The 18,423-nt window shown below is 56.9% G+C and carries 13 protein-coding genes; 6 read left to right on the plus strand and 7 right to left on the minus strand.

The features are described 5' to 3' along the window. Window positions 1–72: 72 nt before the first annotated feature. On the minus strand, window positions 73–1,860 hold the full coding sequence (locus AB4Z24_RS18885) for a chloride channel protein (protein WP_441710608.1): 1,788 nt from the start codon (window positions 1,858–1,860) through the stop codon (window positions 73–75). Window positions 1,861–2,127: 267 nt separating this feature from the next. On the opposite strand from AB4Z24_RS18885, the gene AB4Z24_RS18890 reads away from it, so the two are divergent. Then, a complete protein-coding gene (locus AB4Z24_RS18890) occupies window positions 2,128–2,544 on the plus strand; it encodes a MarR family winged helix-turn-helix transcriptional regulator (protein ID WP_441710610.1) in 417 nt (138 codons plus the stop codon). Between the two features lie 83 nt (window positions 2,545–2,627). Here AB4Z24_RS18890 and AB4Z24_RS18895 read toward each other — a convergent pair whose 3' ends face one another. After that, window positions 2,628–5,000, minus strand: a complete 2,373-nt coding sequence (locus AB4Z24_RS18895; protein ID WP_441710612.1) for a tetratricopeptide repeat protein — start codon at window positions 4,998–5,000, stop codon at window positions 2,628–2,630. Window positions 5,001–5,179: 179 nt separating this feature from the next. Between AB4Z24_RS18895 and AB4Z24_RS18900 the strand changes: the two genes are divergently transcribed. Continuing rightward, complete coding sequence (locus AB4Z24_RS18900; RefSeq protein ID WP_441710657.1) at window positions 5,180–6,898, plus strand: arylsulfatase; 1,719 nt, start codon at window positions 5,180–5,182, stop codon at window positions 6,896–6,898. A gap of 125 nt (window positions 6,899–7,023) precedes the next feature. After that, on the plus strand, window positions 7,024–8,046 hold the full coding sequence (locus tag AB4Z24_RS18905) for an HAD family hydrolase (protein ID WP_441710613.1): 1,023 nt from the start codon (window positions 7,024–7,026) through the stop codon (window positions 8,044–8,046). A gap of 54 nt (window positions 8,047–8,100) precedes the next feature. On the opposite strand, the gene AB4Z24_RS18910 is transcribed toward AB4Z24_RS18905, so the two are convergent. From AB4Z24_RS18910 to AB4Z24_RS18920, 3 genes are all read right to left on the minus strand, one after another. Beyond that, a complete protein-coding gene (locus tag AB4Z24_RS18910; RefSeq protein ID WP_441710615.1) occupies window positions 8,101–9,543 on the minus strand; it encodes an alpha/beta fold hydrolase in 1,443 nt (480 codons plus the stop codon). Window positions 9,544–9,786: 243 nt separating this feature from the next. Beyond that, window positions 9,787–10,305, minus strand: a complete 519-nt coding sequence (locus AB4Z24_RS18915) for a hypothetical protein (protein ID WP_441710617.1) — start codon at window positions 10,303–10,305, stop codon at window positions 9,787–9,789. Between the two features lie 76 nt (window positions 10,306–10,381). Beyond that, window positions 10,382–11,593: an AAA family ATPase gene (locus tag AB4Z24_RS18920; RefSeq protein WP_441710619.1), complete on the minus strand. Its 1,212-nt coding sequence runs from the start codon at window positions 11,591–11,593 to the stop codon at window positions 10,382–10,384. Window positions 11,594–12,601: 1,008 nt separating this feature from the next. On the opposite strand from AB4Z24_RS18920, the gene mgtA reads away from it, so the two are divergent. Next, a complete protein-coding gene (gene mgtA / locus AB4Z24_RS18925) occupies window positions 12,602–15,166 on the plus strand; it encodes a magnesium-translocating P-type ATPase (protein WP_441710621.1) in 2,565 nt (854 codons plus the stop codon). A 120-nt stretch (window positions 15,167–15,286) separates the two neighbouring features. Then, a complete protein-coding gene (locus AB4Z24_RS18930) occupies window positions 15,287–15,772 on the plus strand; it encodes a hypothetical protein (RefSeq protein WP_441710623.1) in 486 nt (161 codons plus the stop codon). A gap of 100 nt (window positions 15,773–15,872) precedes the next feature. On the opposite strand, the gene AB4Z24_RS18935 is transcribed toward AB4Z24_RS18930, so the two are convergent. Both AB4Z24_RS18935 and hmpA read right to left on the minus strand, forming a co-directional pair. Beyond that, window positions 15,873–16,310, minus strand: a complete 438-nt coding sequence (locus tag AB4Z24_RS18935) for a group II truncated hemoglobin (RefSeq protein ID WP_441710625.1) — start codon at window positions 16,308–16,310, stop codon at window positions 15,873–15,875. Window positions 16,311–16,442: 132 nt separating this feature from the next. After that, the gene (gene hmpA, locus AB4Z24_RS18940; RefSeq protein WP_441710627.1) at window positions 16,443–17,675 is read right to left on the minus strand and encodes an NO-inducible flavohemoprotein; all 1,233 of its coding nucleotides are present in this window, start codon (window positions 17,673–17,675) and stop codon (window positions 16,443–16,445) included. Between the two features lie 272 nt (window positions 17,676–17,947). Here hmpA and AB4Z24_RS18945 point away from each other — a divergent pair, with 272 nt between their 5' ends. Next, window positions 17,948–18,370: an RrF2 family transcriptional regulator gene (locus tag AB4Z24_RS18945; RefSeq protein WP_441710629.1), complete on the plus strand. Its 423-nt coding sequence runs from the start codon at window positions 17,948–17,950 to the stop codon at window positions 18,368–18,370. Window positions 18,371–18,423: the final 53 nt, after the last annotated feature.

Raw genomic sequence — 18,423 nt, forward strand, 5'->3', positions numbered from 1 at the left:
GCCTGTGAGACAGCGCCTGCTACTTAGGAGCTTCTGGAAAGTCGATAATATCGGCTGAGGTCCTAGCGGACGTTAGCGCAGGATTCTTCCTTCGCGCGAACCACGTTTGCCTAGCCCAAAGAAAGCTGTTCGGCGTTCGCCGTGTGTATTTGCTTGGGAGCCGATCATGTCCTTCCAGGAAACGTACCCGACAAGTCGACCATCTTGTTTGTCGACAACCGACAGATGGGCGATGTTCGCAGAATTCATTCGCTCGACGACAACGCCGAGATGCTCGTCGGGATGCGCGATCGTTGGCTTGGTTCCGTCGAGAAGCTGAGCAAGTGTGACCGTGCGCGAATGTCCTTGCCGACGCCAACGGATGATCGCGGGGGGATCGATTATCCCGAGCACACGCATTTGTCTGTCGACAACTGGAAACGTGGGATGCGTCGTTGACGGATCTACCAGGAACGCGGCTGCTTCGCGCAATGTCATTGAGCCCGGCACCACCTGAACGTTTTGGGTCATAACATCCCCGACGCGAGTCGTGGCAAACGCGCTAACGTGATATTCGCAGACAATATGGTGTCCACGTCGCGCCAGCCGTTCCGTCAGTATGGAGCGGCGCGTCGTGAGGATCGCGACGCAATAAGCCGTAACGCAAGCCGCCATGACAGGCAGGAAGCAGTTCATTGCGCCAGTCAGTTCGACGGCAAAGAAGGTAGCAGTGAGCGGGACGCGCATCGTTCCGCTCATCGTCGCGGCCATGACCAGAAATGGCCAGAAACCCGCGCTCGCTGTTGGCATGACGGCTGTTAGCACCATCCCTGTAGCGCCACCAATGATGAGCAGCGGGGCGAGGACGCCTCCGGACGTGCCGGAGCCGAGCGCGATACCCCAAATGGTCATTTTGACCAGCATCAGCGACACGGCGCTCATGGTGGAGAGATCGCCTTTGAGAAGATGATCGATATTGTCGTAGCCGACGCTCAAGGCCCGCGGGTCGATAATGCCTCCTATGCCGACGAATAGGCCACCGATCATCGGCCACCACATCCAGTGGATTGGTAGCTTGGAAAACAAGTCTTCTGTCGTGTAGACGAGCTTCGTGAGGCACCCCGAAAGCAGGCCCGCGATTGCTCCTGCCGTTACCCAGATCAACAGCCCCGTGATCGAAATCTGCACGTCAGCCGAAAAGGGAAACAGGGTCGACGGCATGTGGAGATACGTGCGTTCGACCGCGGCCACCGCAGCGGCCACGGCAACCGGAATGAAACTGCGCGGCGCCCACTCGAAAAGCAGAAGTTCGACGGCGAGCATCACCGCGGCAATGGGAGTGCCGAAGACAGTTGTCATCCCAGCAGCCGCACCCGCGACGAGAAGGGTCTTTCGCTCGTTGTCGCTAACGGGAAGCATTTGAGCGATGAGCGACCCAAGCGCACCGCCGGTCATGATGATTGGACCTTCGGCACCGAAAGGGCCGCCTGTGCCAATCGAGATCGCCGATGAAATAGGCTTCAGGACAGCGACCTTAGGACTGAGGCGTGAGCGGCCCAAAAGAATGGCCTCCAGCGCCTCCGGAATTCCGTGACCGCGAATTTTCTCGCTGCCATAGCGCGCCATGAAGCCGATGATCAGCGCGCCTGTCATAGGGATCAAGATCGAGCTCCAACCGAGCGGGTTCTGTCCGATCGTATGAGGCGTGAAGGACAACTCGCCGAAATAAGAGATATTCGTGCACAAGCGAATGAGGGCGAGCAGGCCGACCCCGGCAGCGACGCTAGCTGATGCGATGAAGACCGCGATGGTCGCGACGAAAAGGACGCGCGGGCTCGTGGTAAAATCGCCGAGGGTGCGATCGATTTCTATGGGCTTCATTCCGCCTTCGACTTGGTGAGCGATGCAGCTGGGGAAGCAAATTGGCAATCTAAATATCGTATTACGATATAAATGCAAGCATGGCCATTCGGCCGCGACAACTCACGCGGCTAGGGTGCCTACAACTCCTCGTTCGCACCGTTGACCAATGAGATGTGCGACCTATTGTGTAGGTGAGCGTGAAAATTTGCATGGAAGGGAGTGGCAGTGCAGAAACGCCGCCCGAAGACCCATCCTTCTCCGACGAGTAAAGGTGCGGCGAAGCGCATGGCTGTCACGAAGGCGAACTACGAGGCGCTTGCGGAATTCCGCTACGCGCTTCGCAAATTTCAAGCTTTCAGCGAGGATGCGGCGTCTCGGTCAGGCCTCACGCCGCAGCAGCATCAGGCGCTCCTCTCGATCAAAGGTGCTCCCGACACGGATTGGCTCAGCATCAGTCAAATTGCGGAGCGCTTGCTCGTTCGTCATCATACCGCGGTCGGGCTCGTGGACAGGCTGGTGAGCCTCGGGCTCGTGCTCAGGAAAGCCGATCCGGCCGACGGTCGCCGGATACAGGTTCACGTCACGAAAGAGGGCGAAGAAACGTTAGCCGCGCTTTCCGTCAATCACCTTGAAGAACTGAAAAGCATACGTCCGGCTCTCCGCAAATTACTCGAGCAGTTCGAGCGCGAGTACGGGGCGTAACGAGACAAAAGTAGTCCTATGCGTTTCGGCGAACCGCTGGCCATACTGCGCCCACCGTGTTCGATCTTCTCGACGGCACGCGACTAGCGCATTTGTTGCTTCAGTTCACCGAGCAACCGCGTAACATCTGAACGATCTGGTTCGAGTTCATTAAGGAGTTCAGCGCGGCCGAGCGCCGAGGTATAGTCGCCTGCCTCGATCTCGTATGTTGCAAGAACCCATAAGATATCGCGATTGTAAGGGTGACGCGTCAGGGCGCTCTTCAACGCCTCGACTGCTTCTTGCCGCTTGCCTGTATCGTGAAGTGCGACGCTATAAACGTAGATGAAACGTGGATCTTCTGGAGCAAGCTCAGCGGCCTTCGCAAGGGCAACCATCGCTTCGGGCAGTCGCTTCTGACGAATGAGACTGAGACCAAGGGCGTGCCACAGCCCGCCCGACTGGGAATTTCTTTCGAGCGATTTGCGCAGCACCGCTTCAGCACCACTCTCGTCGTCATGCCCTCTCTTCAGATCGGCCAATGAGATGACTGCCGGGACGAAGGTCGGATCGATATCGATCGCCCTCGCGAAAGCGGCTCGGGCGTCGCTTAGCTTGCCGCGATCGCGATAAAGTGCGCCTAGATTGGTTTGCGACTCTGGCCGTTCCGCATTGAACAATTGGGCATCGACATATTCAGCAAGCGCCTTTTCGAATGAGGCGCGATCGTCGGGCGACAAATTCTGTTCCGGTTCTCCGGCAATGGCCCGAGCGGCATCCATACGAACCAAGCGGGTCTCGTCGCGCAGTAAAGGCGTGAGAAGCGACCGGCGCGTCTCAGGATCTGCTGCTGCAATCACCGACACGGCCGCTGCTCGAATTTGAGGATCATTGATTTTCAAAGCACTCGCTGCGAAGTCCAGGACCTGAGATGAGGGAAATCGTCCAAGCCGGGAAATCGCACTTGCGCGTACGATAGGTGCCTCCGTGCTGGCTTTTGCAATTCCGATCAAACCGAGTTGAGCGCCAGGAGCTCCCCAGCCACCACGATCGAATGCCTGAGCGAAATCTTGGAATCCTGGCTTCGGCGAAGGATACCAAGCCTTGACGGCATCCGCCGCCCATTTGGCGCTTTTGTCAGTATGGCACTGATTGCACGCATTGGGTGTTCCGAGCAGGACGGACTGATCGGGGCGAGGTATGCGAATTGAATGATCACGGCGGCCATCGATGCCCATGTACGTGCTGATCGGCATATGGCACGCGGCACATTCGGCGCCCTTTGAATTCGGCGCGTGGTGATGATGTGAGCTGACGTCAAATCGTTCGGGGGCGTGGCACTGCCCGCAAAGCGAATTTCCGGTTTGGCGTAGCTTCGCCGTATGGGGGTCATGACAGTCGGAGCAAGTTACGCCTGCTGAATGCATCCGGCTTTCAAGAAATGATCCGTAATTGTAGACCTCGTCGCGCTGCTGGCCATCCACGTGATAGAGCCCGTCTTCCAACAGCGATGGGCGAAAGGCATCAAACAAGCGCCCAACACTCTCGGGATCATCAGAGAACTGTTGCCGTCGCGAATGGCAGCCCGCGCAGACATGAATTTCCTTTGCCGACGAGCGAGGCATCGAACGATAAGCCTGCCCGGTTGCATCCATTCGCCACGTCACGCCTTCGCGTTCATCGAAATTTTGCGCAAATCCTTTCGCGTGCTGGTCGAATTTCTCCCAGCCACTCGACTTCGTCGCCCAAGCCACATGGTTCGAGCCCGGACCGTGACAGGCTTCGCATCCCACACTGATCTCGGACCACGTTGTGCTAAAGCTTCCGCGTACCTGATCGTAGTTCTTCTTGATGTTGGTCGAATGGCACCAGGCACACTGGTAATTCCAGTTTTGATCGATGCCCGTCCAATGTTGGGGATCCCCAGCCTTCAATTTGTGATCTGGATAGAGATCATACCAACGCTGACCGCCATCGTCCTCCGCGCGCGCATCCCACGCGATACCGAGCGCTTGAATATGGCCGCCAGGAAACTCGATAAGATACTGCTGCAGCGGCCAGACGCCGAACGTATATTTGATCTCGAAGTCGGCTAGCGCTCCGTCAGGCCCATCAGTGCGAACCCAGAACTTGCCGTCCTTCCTGTAAAACGTGCTTGTGACATCGTCCTTGCTGAACGTGACACCGTCGAAACGGCCAAGTACCGTTTTCTCTGTCGCCTCCTGCATAGCCACCGCATGTTGCGAGCTAAGCCAGTTTTTGTGCTCTGTTGCGTGACATTGCGCGCATCGGTCTGATCCGACAAAATTAGGATGCGCAATCAGGTTGGCTTCATTTGCGGGCAATTCCAGCGCCAGTGGAAGATCCGTCGCGAACCAGAATCCGACAATCAGAAATAGCAGGATTAGCGATAAAAACTTTGCAGCGCGGCCGCACCACTTAGCAAACGGCCGATGGCTTAAATTGCTTTCGAGCATCAGCTATGCCCCGGCATGACGGCATCATTGCCGCCGATCAATTTGGTGATAAATCATATGTACACAACCTATTTACGCTTTGTGTGCGCATTGATTGCGCCTGGGATCGATCTAAAGCAACTCTGATTTTTGGCGGGTGGGTGGATGCGCTGCGTGCTCAATTGAAAGGAGCGCCAATCATGCAGGTCACTCGGAAAATCGGACTCGGTTTGGTCACACTACTCGGTGTGCTGTTAGCAATTGGCTCGCAGGCCTGGGCACAAACACAAATAAGCAAGCCCAACATCATGTTCATCATGGGAGATGACATCGGCTGGATGCAGCCGAGCATCTACCATCGCGGCTTGATGGTTGGCGAAACTCCAAATATCGACCGCATTGGGGACGAGGGCGCGATCTTCATGGACTATGTCGCCATGCAGAGCTGCACGTCTGGGCGCAACGCCTTCTTCACCGGCATGTATCCACTGCGTACCGGTATGATTCCACCACAACTTCCGGGTAGCCCGAGCTACCTGCGGCCTGGCACCCCGGCAATCGCCAAATTCCTGATCGACCTCGGCTACAACACCGGCGAGTTCGGGAAGAACCACCTCGGTGATCACACCGCGTCGCTGCCGACGGCCCACGGCTTTCAGGAGTACTGGGGCTATCTTTATCATCTCGACGCCATGCAGCAGGTGAGCTTTCCCGACATCAACAAGAACCCGAGCACGCAGGCGGTCGTGCCGCCGTGCCGCAACACGCCGATTCCCGGCATTCCCGAAGTGCCCGGCGCCGTCGATCCCGCTACGACGACATGCCTGACGCCACCGCGTCCGGTCCTGTGGTGCAAGTCCTCCGATGGTAGCGAGAATAGCCAGAAGTGCCATGACGAGGGTCCGCTGACACTCGATCGCTCGAGAACGGTCGATGAGGAAATCTCGGCGAAGGTCATCGATTTCCTCGACCGCAACGACCCTAAGAAAACCAGCAAGCCTTTCTTTGTCTGGTACAACCCCGCCCGCATGCACGTCACCACAATGCTGTCGCCGAAATACGAGGCCATGCTGGGCGAGCGGGGCGGCAAGGACTGGGGCATCCAGGAAGCCGGGATGAAGCAGTTGGATGACAACATCGGCCTCGTCCTCAAGAAGCTGGAAGACATGGGGCAGCTTGACAACACGATCGTGGTCTTCACCACCGATAACGGCGCCGAGGGAATTTCATTTCCGGATGGCGGCGTGACGCCGTTCAAGGGTCAGAAGGGCGAGGCCTGGGAAGGCGGGTACCGCGCCCCGATGGTCGTGCGCTGGCCGGGCCACATCAAACCGGGGACGGTGTATAATCAGCTGTTCGCCGCGCTCGACTGGTTGCCGACGCTCGTCGACATCGGCGGCGGCCCCAAGGGCGACGGGCTAAAGAACCAGATCGAGGCCGGTCAGTATCCCGGCATTGTCAAAACGACGCTCGATGGCGTCGATCAGCGCGACTACCTCGAAGGCAGGTCGGACAAGTCGGCGCGAGACTACTTCTTCTATTACTCAGGCGCGACGCCGTCCGCGGTGCGCTACAAGAACTGGAAGATGTACTACACTATGGCGCAGCCTGGAGCGGAGGGCTGGATCCTGCCACTCATCCCGTTTCACTTCACACTGGTCCAGAATATCAAGCGCGATCCTTTCGAGCAGGCCGTCGGCCTGAATCAGAAGACTGCCATGAGCATTGGCGGTGCGCTCGGCGCCCCGAGTACCGCCTTTCTCTACGACTGGAACCTCCTGCCCATTGGCCAGCAATTGTGGTTGCAGCACCTGACGACATACGAAAAGTATCCGCCACTGCAGGCGCCCGAGAGCTACAACCTCAGTGGGATATTAGATCAGGTTAAGAAAGCTCACGCGAGCCATCCGAGCGACTAGATGATTGAGACGAGCGCGATGTGACGAAGCGGGTGCCTCTTGATCGGGCGCCCGCACCGTAACGAGCGTCGAACGTGCGTTCTTCGAAGCACGTCTCTTACGGATCGCGATCGGAGATCGGAAGCATGCAGCACAATGATCACCGATTGCGTGTTGCATGTCTGGCCCTCAGCGCGCTCCTTGGGCTTCTGTTGCTGCCATCCTTGTCGCTGGCTCAGGCGATCGACCCACTACCCTCGTGGAACAAAGGTTCAGCCAAGACGGCGATCATCGAATTCATCAAAGCCACGACGGACCCAGCGAACCCCAAGTTCGTATCGCCCGAGGCTCGGATCGCCACGTTCGATCAGGACGGCACGACGTGGGTCGAGCAGCCAATGTACGCTCAGGTGATGTATTGCCTCGACCGAGTCCCGGCGTTGGTGGAGAAAAAGCCGGAACTGAAATCCGTCGAACCCTTCAAGACCGTGCTGTCCGGCGATCGGGAAGCAATGGCGAAGTTGCCGAAGGAGGATCTGTTGAAGATTCTCGCTGCCACGCTCAGCGGCATGACGGTCGAAGACTTCAACGCCGAAGTGAAGACGTGGATCGAAATGGCAAAGCATCCCCGCTTCCAGCGACTGTATACGGATCTTACCTACCAGCCGATGCTGGAAGTGATGCGCCTGTTCCGTGACAACGGCTACAAGACCTATTTTGTTACCGGCGGTGGCCAGGATTTCGTGCGCGTTTATGCTCAGCGGGTTTATGGCGTTCAGCCGGAGCAAGTGGTCGGCAGCGCGGGCATGACGGAATTCGGTTACGATACGGACGGTAAGCCGGTCCTCACCAAAGTGCCCAAGCTACTCCTCAATGACGATAAAGCCGGTAAGCCCGAAGGCATCCACTTCGTTATCGGACGGCGCCCCGTTGCCGCGTTTGGCAACTCCATCGGCGACAAAGAGATGCTGGAATACACTCAGGCAGGCGGCGGCGCTCGCTTCATGCTGCTCGTGAACCACGACGATGCCGAGCGTGAATACGCCTACGGGCCTGAAGCAAAAGTCGGCACATTCACCGATGCACTCATGGATGAAGCCAAGAGCAACGGCTGGATCGTTGTCAGCATGAAGAATGATTGGAAACGGATTTTCGCGTTCGATCCTTAGTGCCGGCGCTTACTCCGAACGTCTGCTACGGGTCAGAGCGGCGGGGCTCCCAAGTCAATTCTCGAAAAGCCAATAGTTTCCAGCGGCAATGGATTTGCGCTTCAAATGCTGCCGTTCGGCCGGATCGAGATGGCCACCGACGACGTCGACCATGTCGGCGATGACCGAGGTCGAATCCCCAAAGTAAGAATGACCGATCAAGCTGGTATCAACTTTCGTCGCGTCGATGGTGTTCATGCCGGAAAGGATCGTGACCCCGTTGGCGCAGTCCCCCAGGCGCTGAAAGCTGTGCCAGGTGAGGGAAGCCTTGAGGGCCCAATCCTTCGAGGATTGGTAGATCGTGATGCTGTTGACGTTGCCGATCAGGCTCTGGACGGTATTGGCCTTGAAGTCGCCGGCGTCGATATCGGGTGCAGCAAGAAAGACTTCGACAATCTTGCCGCGAAGTTCGGGGTCTTGGGCATAGAGTTCTTTGAGCGCTTGGGTCAACAAGCGGCACCCCATGCTGTGGCAGACCAGGTAGAATTTTTCCGCCTTGGAATTGGCGACGTAGTCGGCGAGGAAGGTCTTGAAGTCGGCAAGCGCCCACGAGACGTTGCCTTCGTCCGTCACATACCCGAACAGGGCGCCCTGACTCGGCCAGCTGAAGAAGGCCGGAATGCCGGGGAAGCGCATGTCGTAGGCCAATTGCGCCGTTCTGAGCGCGGCATCCTCGAACGAATTATAATACCCGTGAACGAAGATGAGCGCCGTCTTGCTCGGGTTCTTGGTGATATCGGCATAGAACGCGGAGCGCTCCAGCGGCGTTGCCGATTGCACGGTCATGGCGCTGTCAGGGTCATTTTTGATCCATGCCGTTTCGATGTGCCCAGGCTTGTGCGTGACCGGAATGGTCACGTCCGCCCGTCCGTAAACCAAGGTACCGCGGTCGCCGCCGTAGGTGGCGTTATCGTCGGACGAGCCATCGACGGTGCGGTCGGTGCCATAGTAGGTGTGGACTACGGAGAAGGCGGTCCCCGCCGGTTGGTTTTGTCTATTGGAATAGGGTTGAGCTTTTCTGTTGGAATAATAGTGTCGCCGCCAGTAACGGTGTCGCCAATGGGTCCCATGGGCTTCTGGAGATCGCAACTCCCGGTGGCCATTGGTGATTGCGACCGTGAAGCGGCTCGTGTCTTCCTCCTTGTCGCGAACAATGTGCAATTCCGTGTCAGTACCCACGGGCAGCTCGGCGACGATCGTCTTGAGCGCATTTACGTCTGCAACGGGCGTGTCATCGACCGAAAAAATTATGTCGTTCTTCTGCAGATTGACTTCGGATTGATCCGTGCTCAGGATCAGGACGCCGGTCGCGAACGGCAGGTTCCTTTCCTTCATCAGCGCGGGTGTCACCGATTGCAGGCGGGCTTTGAGCGCAGGAAGATACTCCCCGTCTGCGAGGACCGGCGTGTTGAACACGACAAGCGAGAGAAACGCGAGGCAGGAAACCCTCTTCAACATCAATGGAGCCCCCGGGAAATGTGACTGTGAACATGCGAGCAAGGTAATCGATACCGAATTTGCTTAGCGCACTTGCTCCGCCTGCGGAATGGTCAATCCAAATCTTCAGGTGTTCAGTAGGGCAAAACCTCTTCACGCGGCGAGGAATCGTTCGCCGCGTGCCATCAAACGAACCACGATCGTCAGGACGGCATGCACTCCGGAATCAAAAAGGTCGCCGCTGCCGCGAGGAACGAACCGGCTCTAGGTTGGCCTGATGTCCACAGTTGCTCGCGCCAGTCGCCGGTAGAGGTCGCGCCTCCGCTTGAACGGCCACCAGTCGTATAGGAATGTCTCGATTGGCTTCCAGTTTGCGACCCAACCAACCAGAATCAGACTTTCGGCAACGACGCCCTCCATGGGTCCGGTACCCAAATACCTACGCGCCATTTGACTACCGAGGAGGCACGCAATCAACACAAGGGTACCGATCAATAAATAGCGTCGACCAACACGAAACAGTTCGTTGAGTTCCCGCTGTTGTATTGCGGCGCGTTCCGCAAAGTAATTCGCTAGAGTGATGGCGAGCCCGCGCTCCTGTGCTTTGCGAGCCTCCTCTTCAGGAAGATGAACGATAATTCGAAGCGGCGCGTCCGAAGGAAGTTCACGCGCCCAGCCGACGATGTAATCTTCAGCATCGCGATCGAGGTCGCGCTCGTGGAACGGTGAAGGATCGAGAGAATTGAAGAGCTGCGCAAGCTCTCGAATTCGAACTTCGATCACCGCATTTTCCTTCGCCAAAGCTTGCCTCGCATGTATCGGCGGCCGCCGATTTCACCATCGAAGATCGAAGAGTATTTTATTCCAACTCGGCTTGCACGCGCTGGATCAGCATCGCAGCCGTATTCGCCACCGGTTCACCGGAGCTGAGCGATTGCCATTCTGTCTGCGTTGCACTGCTTGCCTGTTGTCGTAAGACACTTGGCGTCGCATCGGAGGGATCGCCAATCCGATGACTTACACGATCAATAAGCAGCTCGAGCGGCGCTTCTAGCCAGAAGCCATTGAAGGGAACGGTGTCAGGGACCGCCGCTTCAATCCGTTGCCGATCTTCAGCGCGATCAAAGACGGCGTCGGCGATAACAGCGTGGCCGTTTTTCAGATAGGTTGCCGCTATCCTGGCTTGCTCCGCATAAACGCGCTCCGACACACTTGGCTGATATGCTTCGGGCGGCAAACGAGTTTCCGCTGGCACGCCGTATAGGCGCTTGCGAATTCGATCACTGGAAAGCACGCGGGCCCCTGGTGGCTGTCCCAACCGATGGGCGGTAGCTGCGGCAACGGACGACTTGCCGGAACCGCTCAGGCCACCGACCGCAACGAGCTGCGGTGGACTCACATTCAACAGATCGCCTGCGAGCTCAAAATAGGCGCTTGCTTCCTTGAAGGCAGCTGCGTTTTTATTCGTAGCTTGGACGGCGTCGACATGTGCGCGAACAGAAGCACGAACCGCCATGAAGAAAGGCAAGAGAGCGACACCGTCATCTTCATCAGCGGCATCGAAATAGCGATTGAATACCGAGTTTGCTTCGGCGCGAAGACCCCGGCCCCATAAGTCCATGAGCAGGAAGGCGAGATCATAAAGCACATCGATGGTCGCGAGATCCTCATCGAATTCCAGGCAGTCGAAAAGTGTGGGCGAGCCATCAAGCGAGCAGATGTTTCGGAGATGCAGATCTCCATGGCAACGGCGTACTTTGCCCGATCTCTCGCGCTTATCCAGTAACGGCCCCAACCGATCGAGCGTCGCGTTGAACGCCATTTCAAGGGCGTGCGCCTGCTCGGCGCTGAATAGTCCCACAGCCCCGATCGATTCGGAATTCATACGCAGGACAGCCGCCATGATCTCGCTGCCCGATCGCCGGTGATCGATCGCGGCATCTCGATGGAAGTCCGCGATAGCGAGTGCCGTCTTGGTGAGGAGGGCAGGGCCAAGTTCGTTCCGGTCAGCGATTTGGCTGAAGAGATCCCGCTGATCGAAGCGCACCATTTCAACAACGGAATCGACCAATTCTCCGCTCCCGTCGAATGTCAGGCGGCCGCTTTCTTCGCGTGTGATGCGTCGCACAGCTACATAAAGAGAGGGTGCGGTACGCCGATTAAGTTCGAGTTCTCGCTGACACGCAGAGAGTCGCTGGCTGGCTGTAGAGAAATCCAAATAGGGAAAGCATACCGAACGTTTAAGCTTATAGGCGCGTCTACCACTTAGGATAATGATTGAGATATGCGTGTCATGTCGTTCGGTGACATCCGATAGGCTCGAGAGGAAAGCAATTGCATCGCTTTGATCTTGCCTCGTCATAGTTGGCATCGCCGCTCCAGCAAATATGGAATTAGAAGAGCATCACGCCTTCCAGGTACTGGCGCCCTCGTCGTTCGGGACCTGGGTTTTTCGGCGAGGACGACTTCCCGCATTTCGGACGTGATGACTTTGCGCAAATCAACGAGCACGCGCGCACGCCCACCATCGGCGAGGAGTATCCACGTTCTTTTGGGCTGCATGGGAGCGTTCCTGCCCTTATGTCTTATCTAAAAGTTCGCCTGGTCTGCGCGCCTTGCGCTACATCAAATCGTTTCCCACCAGCTTCAGGCACTGTCCAAGACGATAGATCAAGTGATGTTTCTCACGCGGCGCCTGGTAACGTCTCGGGAGAACAGTCCACGGGGCCTAGAATGAAAGCCGCCGGCGCACAAAGGGTTCTTTCGCTGAAGTAATTCTGACAATCAATTGATCCTAAGTAACAGGCAGGTTTCGACCCGCGCACCATCGGGCACGAAGTCGGGGGGAGATCACTTGTTTACGTCCGCAATGTTAGCTTTTGCATCGCTGCATATGGAAGTTTCGTAGGGCGGAAAAGTCAAAAGTAATCCCGGTCCGGACGCCTCCGTCAGATTTATTTCGCACTCATCTGGGCATCTCTCTTGTTGGCCGGCTCATGGATGATTGCCATGGAAGCAATTAAGCCGCGCGCCAGAAACTATAGTGAACGGGCGAAGAGCGCCAGACGGAGCAACGGACGTGAGGCATGAACGGTTACTTCAGGACGATCGGAAGGGCGATCAGCCGAGATTTTGGACGGCTCGCAATGACGACGTTTTTCTCACACTTGGTGCTCGGCCTGAAGGCCTGACCTCGGCAGAAGCCGAAAAGCGTCTCGCGCGCTACGGCGCAAACATCGCGGTCGCAAACGTACGACGGAGCGTCGTTCTCAAGCTCTTGAGGCGGCTCACTGAGCCACTGATCGCAATTCTGCTCATCGCAGGAGCAATTTCGGGTGCGATAGGGGACTGGCAAAGCTTCGTCATCATCGTTGTCATCGTCTTGTTTTCCGTCGCTTTGGACATGGTGCAAGAGCAGAAGGCGGAATCCGCAGTCGACGCGCTGAAACGCTCGGTTGCCGTCCGTGCCTCGGTCCGTCGCGACGGACGCACGGTTGAACTGCCGGTTGCAGATATCGTCCCCGGCGATGTGGTTGAGATTCATGCCGGCGATCTTGTGCCTGCGGATGGTATCATTATCGCAACCCGGGCAGGGCTCGCCAACGAGGCTGTTCTGACAGGGGAACCCTATCCCGTCGAGAAGCGTCCCGGACCATGCGAAGGCCTTTCGCCCGCGGACGCCTTCAATGCGCTGTTTGGAGGAACCAGCCTCGTTGGCGGCGAAGCGGTGATGCTCGTAGTGGCGACGGGCGGGGCTACGCGCTTCGGTGCTATTGCGGCTTCGATCCAAGAGATAGCGACGCCGACGGCCTTCGAGCAGGGCGTTCATGCACTGGGCATGCTGATTTTGCGTCTGACGGGCTTTCTCGTCCTCTTTGTTCTGCTTACCCAGCTAGTCAATCACGGGCTCACTCTCGAAAGCTTTTTATTCGCTGTGGCACTGGCCGTTGGTCTGACGCCCGAACTTCTTCCTATGGTGATCACTGTCACGCTATCGCGCGGGGCAATGCGGATGGCTGAGCGTAAAGTCGTCGTCAAGCGGCTGTCAGCTATTCACGATCTCGGCGCGATGGATATCCTCTGCACTGATAAGACCGGCACGCTGACGGAGGCCAAGATCGCGCATGCCGGCAGCTTTGGCATCAACGGTGCGGAGAGCAATCGTGTCACTGAGTTGGCACGCTTGAACAGTCACTTCGCCGGTGGGATGCGCAGCGCTTTGGACGATGCTCTGATGGAAGACACTTGCACTTCCGTCCAAGACTGGCGCCACGTCGACGATCTACCGTTCGACTTCAACCGGCGCCGATGCTCGATCTTGATCGCGCGCGGCAACGAACATGAGATGATCACCAAGGGTGCCCCGGAGTCTCTCCTCCCGCTGTGCAGCCAAGCGGAGACTGCGGAAGGCGCCATCGTTCCGCTCGATGCTCCGTTGAGGGCGAAACTCATCGACCTCATTGAGGCCAAGGGCCGGGAGGGTGTCCGTCTTCTTGGCGTGGCACGGCAGCCCATAGCGGCGGATCGCGATCATATTGATATCGCCGATGAGGCCGATCTCATATTCGTCGGATGTGCCGCCTTCCTCGATCCGCCCAAGTTGTCGGCGACGAAGACCGTTGCCCGTCTCGCAGAGGCAGGCGTACGCGTAAAGGTCGTATCGGGCGATGCAGCGCCCGTTGTTCAGCATCTCGTCGAAACGCTGAAGCTTCCGGCTCGGGGCATGATCGCGGGCGAGGAGATAGCAGCCATGAGCCAAGCTGCACTCATTGCTAGGGCGCAGGAAGTCGATCTTTTCGTCCGCGTCTCGCCGGATCAGAAGAGCCGTATCGTCCAGGCCTTGCGTTCCGGCGGCCACACGGTTGGTTTTCTCGGCGACGGAATAAATGATGCACCGGCCATTCATGCGGCCGACGTCGGTCTGTCCGTCGATGGCGGAACGGAAGTGGCGCGCGAAGCTGCCGATATCATCCTGCTTGCGCCCGACCTTGGCGTGCTTGCGGACGGTGTAGCCGAAGGCCGGCGCACATACGCGAACATTATGAAATACGTGCGGATGGGGACGAGTTCGAACTTCGGCAACATGCTTTCGATGGCATTCGCTTCGCTGTTCTTGCCCTTCCTGCCGCTGGCGTCAGTGCAGATTCTTCTCAACAATCTAATCTATGACTTTTCTGAAATCGGAATTCCCTTCGATTCCGCCGATGAAGAGGATCTCGCTCGGCCGAAGAGCTGGGATATGAATGCCGTTCTCCGCTTCACTCTGATCATGGGCCTTCTATCATCCGTCTTCGATGCGGCGACTTTTGCGCTGCTGCGGATTGGCTTTAATGTGGACGTCGCCGAATTTCGGACGGCATGGTTCGTCGAGTCGATCGCGACGCAAATTCTTGTCATCTTCATCATTCGTACGGCGCAGCCTTTTTGGGCGAGCCGGCCTCATCCAGCTCTCGTCGGCACGTCCCTTGGGGCGTTGGCCGTTGCGCTCATCGTGGCGTTGACGCCGCTAGGCGGCATCGTCGGCTTCGTGCCTCTGTCGGCTTCAATTCTTGCAGCGATTACCGGCGTGACCCTGCTCTATCTTGCGAGCGCCGAAGCGCTGAAGCACGTGGCCGTCTCGCCGCCGCGCCAGAAGAAAGCTTAAGGTTATCGAGGATCGAGCCAATAAACACGGATCAAGGCTCTAGTGTCCGAGTGACCCATCTTTTAAAGAGAAGAGAGAACGCGTGTGGTATTTATTTGCTAAATCGAAGGTCTTTGACCCGTGAACCTGCGAAGTCTCACTCAGGATATCGATAAACTGTCGGCAGCTGACGCTGTCGTTGTAAACAGTTATGCGCGCTATATTTTGAAAAAGTCCGCGCTCTGCGCCATTTCCGCGTTTATCGCGATTTGCGGCCTCGGATTGTTAGAGCTCGCTTCGTTTTGGCTTCTTGAACCGTCTTTGGGTCCTGCTGGAGCCGTGGCTATTCTGGGTGCCGTCAACGTGTTCGTGGCACTTTTGGTTTTTGCAGTCGCGTTATTGCTCAACCCTGGCCGTGAATTCTCATTCGCGCTCACCATGCGCAAATCGGCGATACAGGCACTGGAGCAGGACGTTTCTCCGATGGCCGGCAGACCTGATGCCGCTGCCTTTTCAATGGGCGAAGCATTGGTATCGGCAGTCGTCTTGCCGCTACTGGTGACGCTGCTCAGGAATTTTAACGCTGCACAGTCCGCGAAGACCGAATTGGCCGAAACAGAGAAATGAATATCGATTTCTCGACGCACATTCCCTTTTGTTGACGCACGAGCTGGCGGAGGCGGTCACTGTCGCGTCAGGTTCCAGAATGAGGCGCGGTGCTGACCAATCAGCCCTTGTTCTTCAGCATCATCGCAACCCGGGTGAAATTGGTCATCAGTTGCCCTTTGATATCTGAATCCAGTCCGACGCGATCGATCGCCATTGACATGCACTGGAGCCATGCGTCCCGCGCCTCGGCATCAATCTCGACGTGCTCATGCATTCGGCGCACGTCTGAATGTCCAAATTTTTCAACATATAGCCGCGGTCCCCCCAGGAACCCTGAAAGAAAGTTGAATTGTTCGATGCGCGAGTGCGCAACGCCGTGGCCACGCAAATGAAGGATGTGCAGGACACGCCCTTCCGGTTCGCTTTCAACAATGTCGTAGAATACCTCCACGAGGTGGTGGATGCCATCTTCGCCGCCGACGAGATCATAAAGCAGCTTTGTTTTCTTGACCGGCGGCGGTGCTTTGGCCGGTGCGGTATTGCTCTCGTCCATCATGGGTCGGCGTTCCCTCACGATTGCAATTTTTAAGATGCATATATTATGCATCTTATGCAAGCTAAAGCAACTTGCGGCTCAGTGGGTGCGCCCTGGTAAAACCAATCGCACCCACGTTGCCGTTTCTTCTATTCACGCGAATGCTGCGAGTTCCTCCTTCGGACCAAAGAACTCGAAATGTTGCTGCGCGTGCGGCACATTCCACGCATTCAGAAGGCGATGAATCTTGGCGAGGAAAGGCGTCGGGCCGCAAAAATAATATTCTGCGTCGCGATTGCTGATCATCGTCTCGATCAGTTTCGCATCGATGAAGCCTTTGCTGGTCCCAATCCCATTGGTGCTGAGGGGCTTCTGCGGTTCGAGATAGCGAAAGTGCGCATTCAAGTTGGTGTGCTGCGCCTTGAGCTCTTCGACGGTCGCCTTGAAGGCTTGCACATCTTCGTTCTGACAACCGTGGATAAAGGCAACTTCGCGCTGTGGAAACTTATCCAGAGAAGTTTGCAGCATGCTCATCAACGGCGTAATTCCGATACCCCCTGCGATGAGAACCAACGGACGCTCGTTCTCATCGTCATGATGCAGAAAGAATTCCCCGCATGGAGGAGCGACCTCCAACGTCGCGCCGACGGCCAAAGTGTCGTGCAACAGATTCGAGACATAGCCTGGGGGTACAGTTCCGCCGACGCTGTCTTCCCGCTTCACACTGATGCGCAGCCAGGCCGAATTGGGTTTGGCGGAGAGGCTATACTGGCGCATAGTTGTCTGTCCGTCCTCGGTATGCACGCGAATGGTGATATATTGACCCGGTTTGAAGGAGGGCAGTGGTCCTTTGTCTTCCGGAGCAAGATAGAACGAGGTAACGACGCTGCTTTCCTGCTCTTTCTTCGATACGACAAAGCGCCGGAACCCTTGCCAGCCACCAGGAACCGATGCGGCCTCGCTATATATTTGGGCCTCGCGCTTGATAAAAATATCGGCCAAAAATCCGTAAGCTTCACCCCACGCAGCGACGATTTCGTCAGTTGCGGCGCTTCCCAGTACCTCGCGAATGGAAGCCAAGAGGTTCTCGCCGACAATGGGATAGTGTTCGGCCTTGATCTGCAATGACGCATGTTTTTGCGCGATAAGTTCGACCGCCTCTTTTAGCTGGCCGAGATTATCGATGTTCGCGGCATAGGCACAAATTGCGGCCGCTAATGCCGATTGCTGCTTACCTGCGGTCTGGTTCGCACGGTTGAAATAGGGAAGCACCTCCGGATTGTGGGAGAACATCCGGTTGTAGAAGTGGCGGGTCAACGTATTGCCATGCTCTTGAAGAACAGGAGCAGTGGCCTTGACGATCTGAATGGTTTTCTGACTTAGCACGGTGCGTCCCTTCGATGCTTTTCGGCAAAGATTTTGCCTGGTGCCCAGCTCAACGATAAAAGATATATTTTTTCTATATCTTTAAGGTCAAGCGTAGTTGAACTGCCAAATTGCCACGCATGCGATATGCTATTTGAACGTCGTCACGAGACGTCGCCATTGCCGTTGCGACCCGCTCGGCCGCATGCGGCTCACCCGCGCAAGTTGCGCAGAGGATCGACAGAATATACCTTCAGGATACTTTAATATTCGCGCGAGGCTCGGGTGTAACGATGCAGTTGACGGACTTTACCGACTACAGTCTGCGCGTTCTTCTATACGCAGCGAGCCAAGGCGACCGCCGGATCACCATTGAAGAGACCGCCGGTATCTACGGCATTTCTCGTGCCCACTTGATGAAGGTCGTGAACCTACTCACGAATACCGGCTTTCTCACGTCCGTCCGCGGCCGATCGGGCGGCGTCGTTTTGGCCAAGCCGCCGGAAAAAATTCGCCTCGGAGACGTCGTTCGCGCAACTGAGCCCGACTTTGCACTGGTCGAATGTTTCGGTTCCGAGAATCATTGCGCAATCACACCGCGCTGCAAGCTGCGTGGCGTTCTCAATGAGGCGCGAGCCGGATTTCTCGCCACGCTGGATCGTTACACCCTGGCAGACATCGCACTCAGGCCGCGAGATTTCCCTCCCAAGCTCTGAAGCATGTGCCGCGCGCATTGCTGACAGAAGGGCGAACGTCCTCATCTGCTTTG

It is taken from the genome of Hyphomicrobium sp. 2TAF46, from assembly GCF_052114865.1.
Lineage (GTDB): Bacteria > Pseudomonadota > Alphaproteobacteria > Rhizobiales > Hyphomicrobiaceae > Hyphomicrobium_B.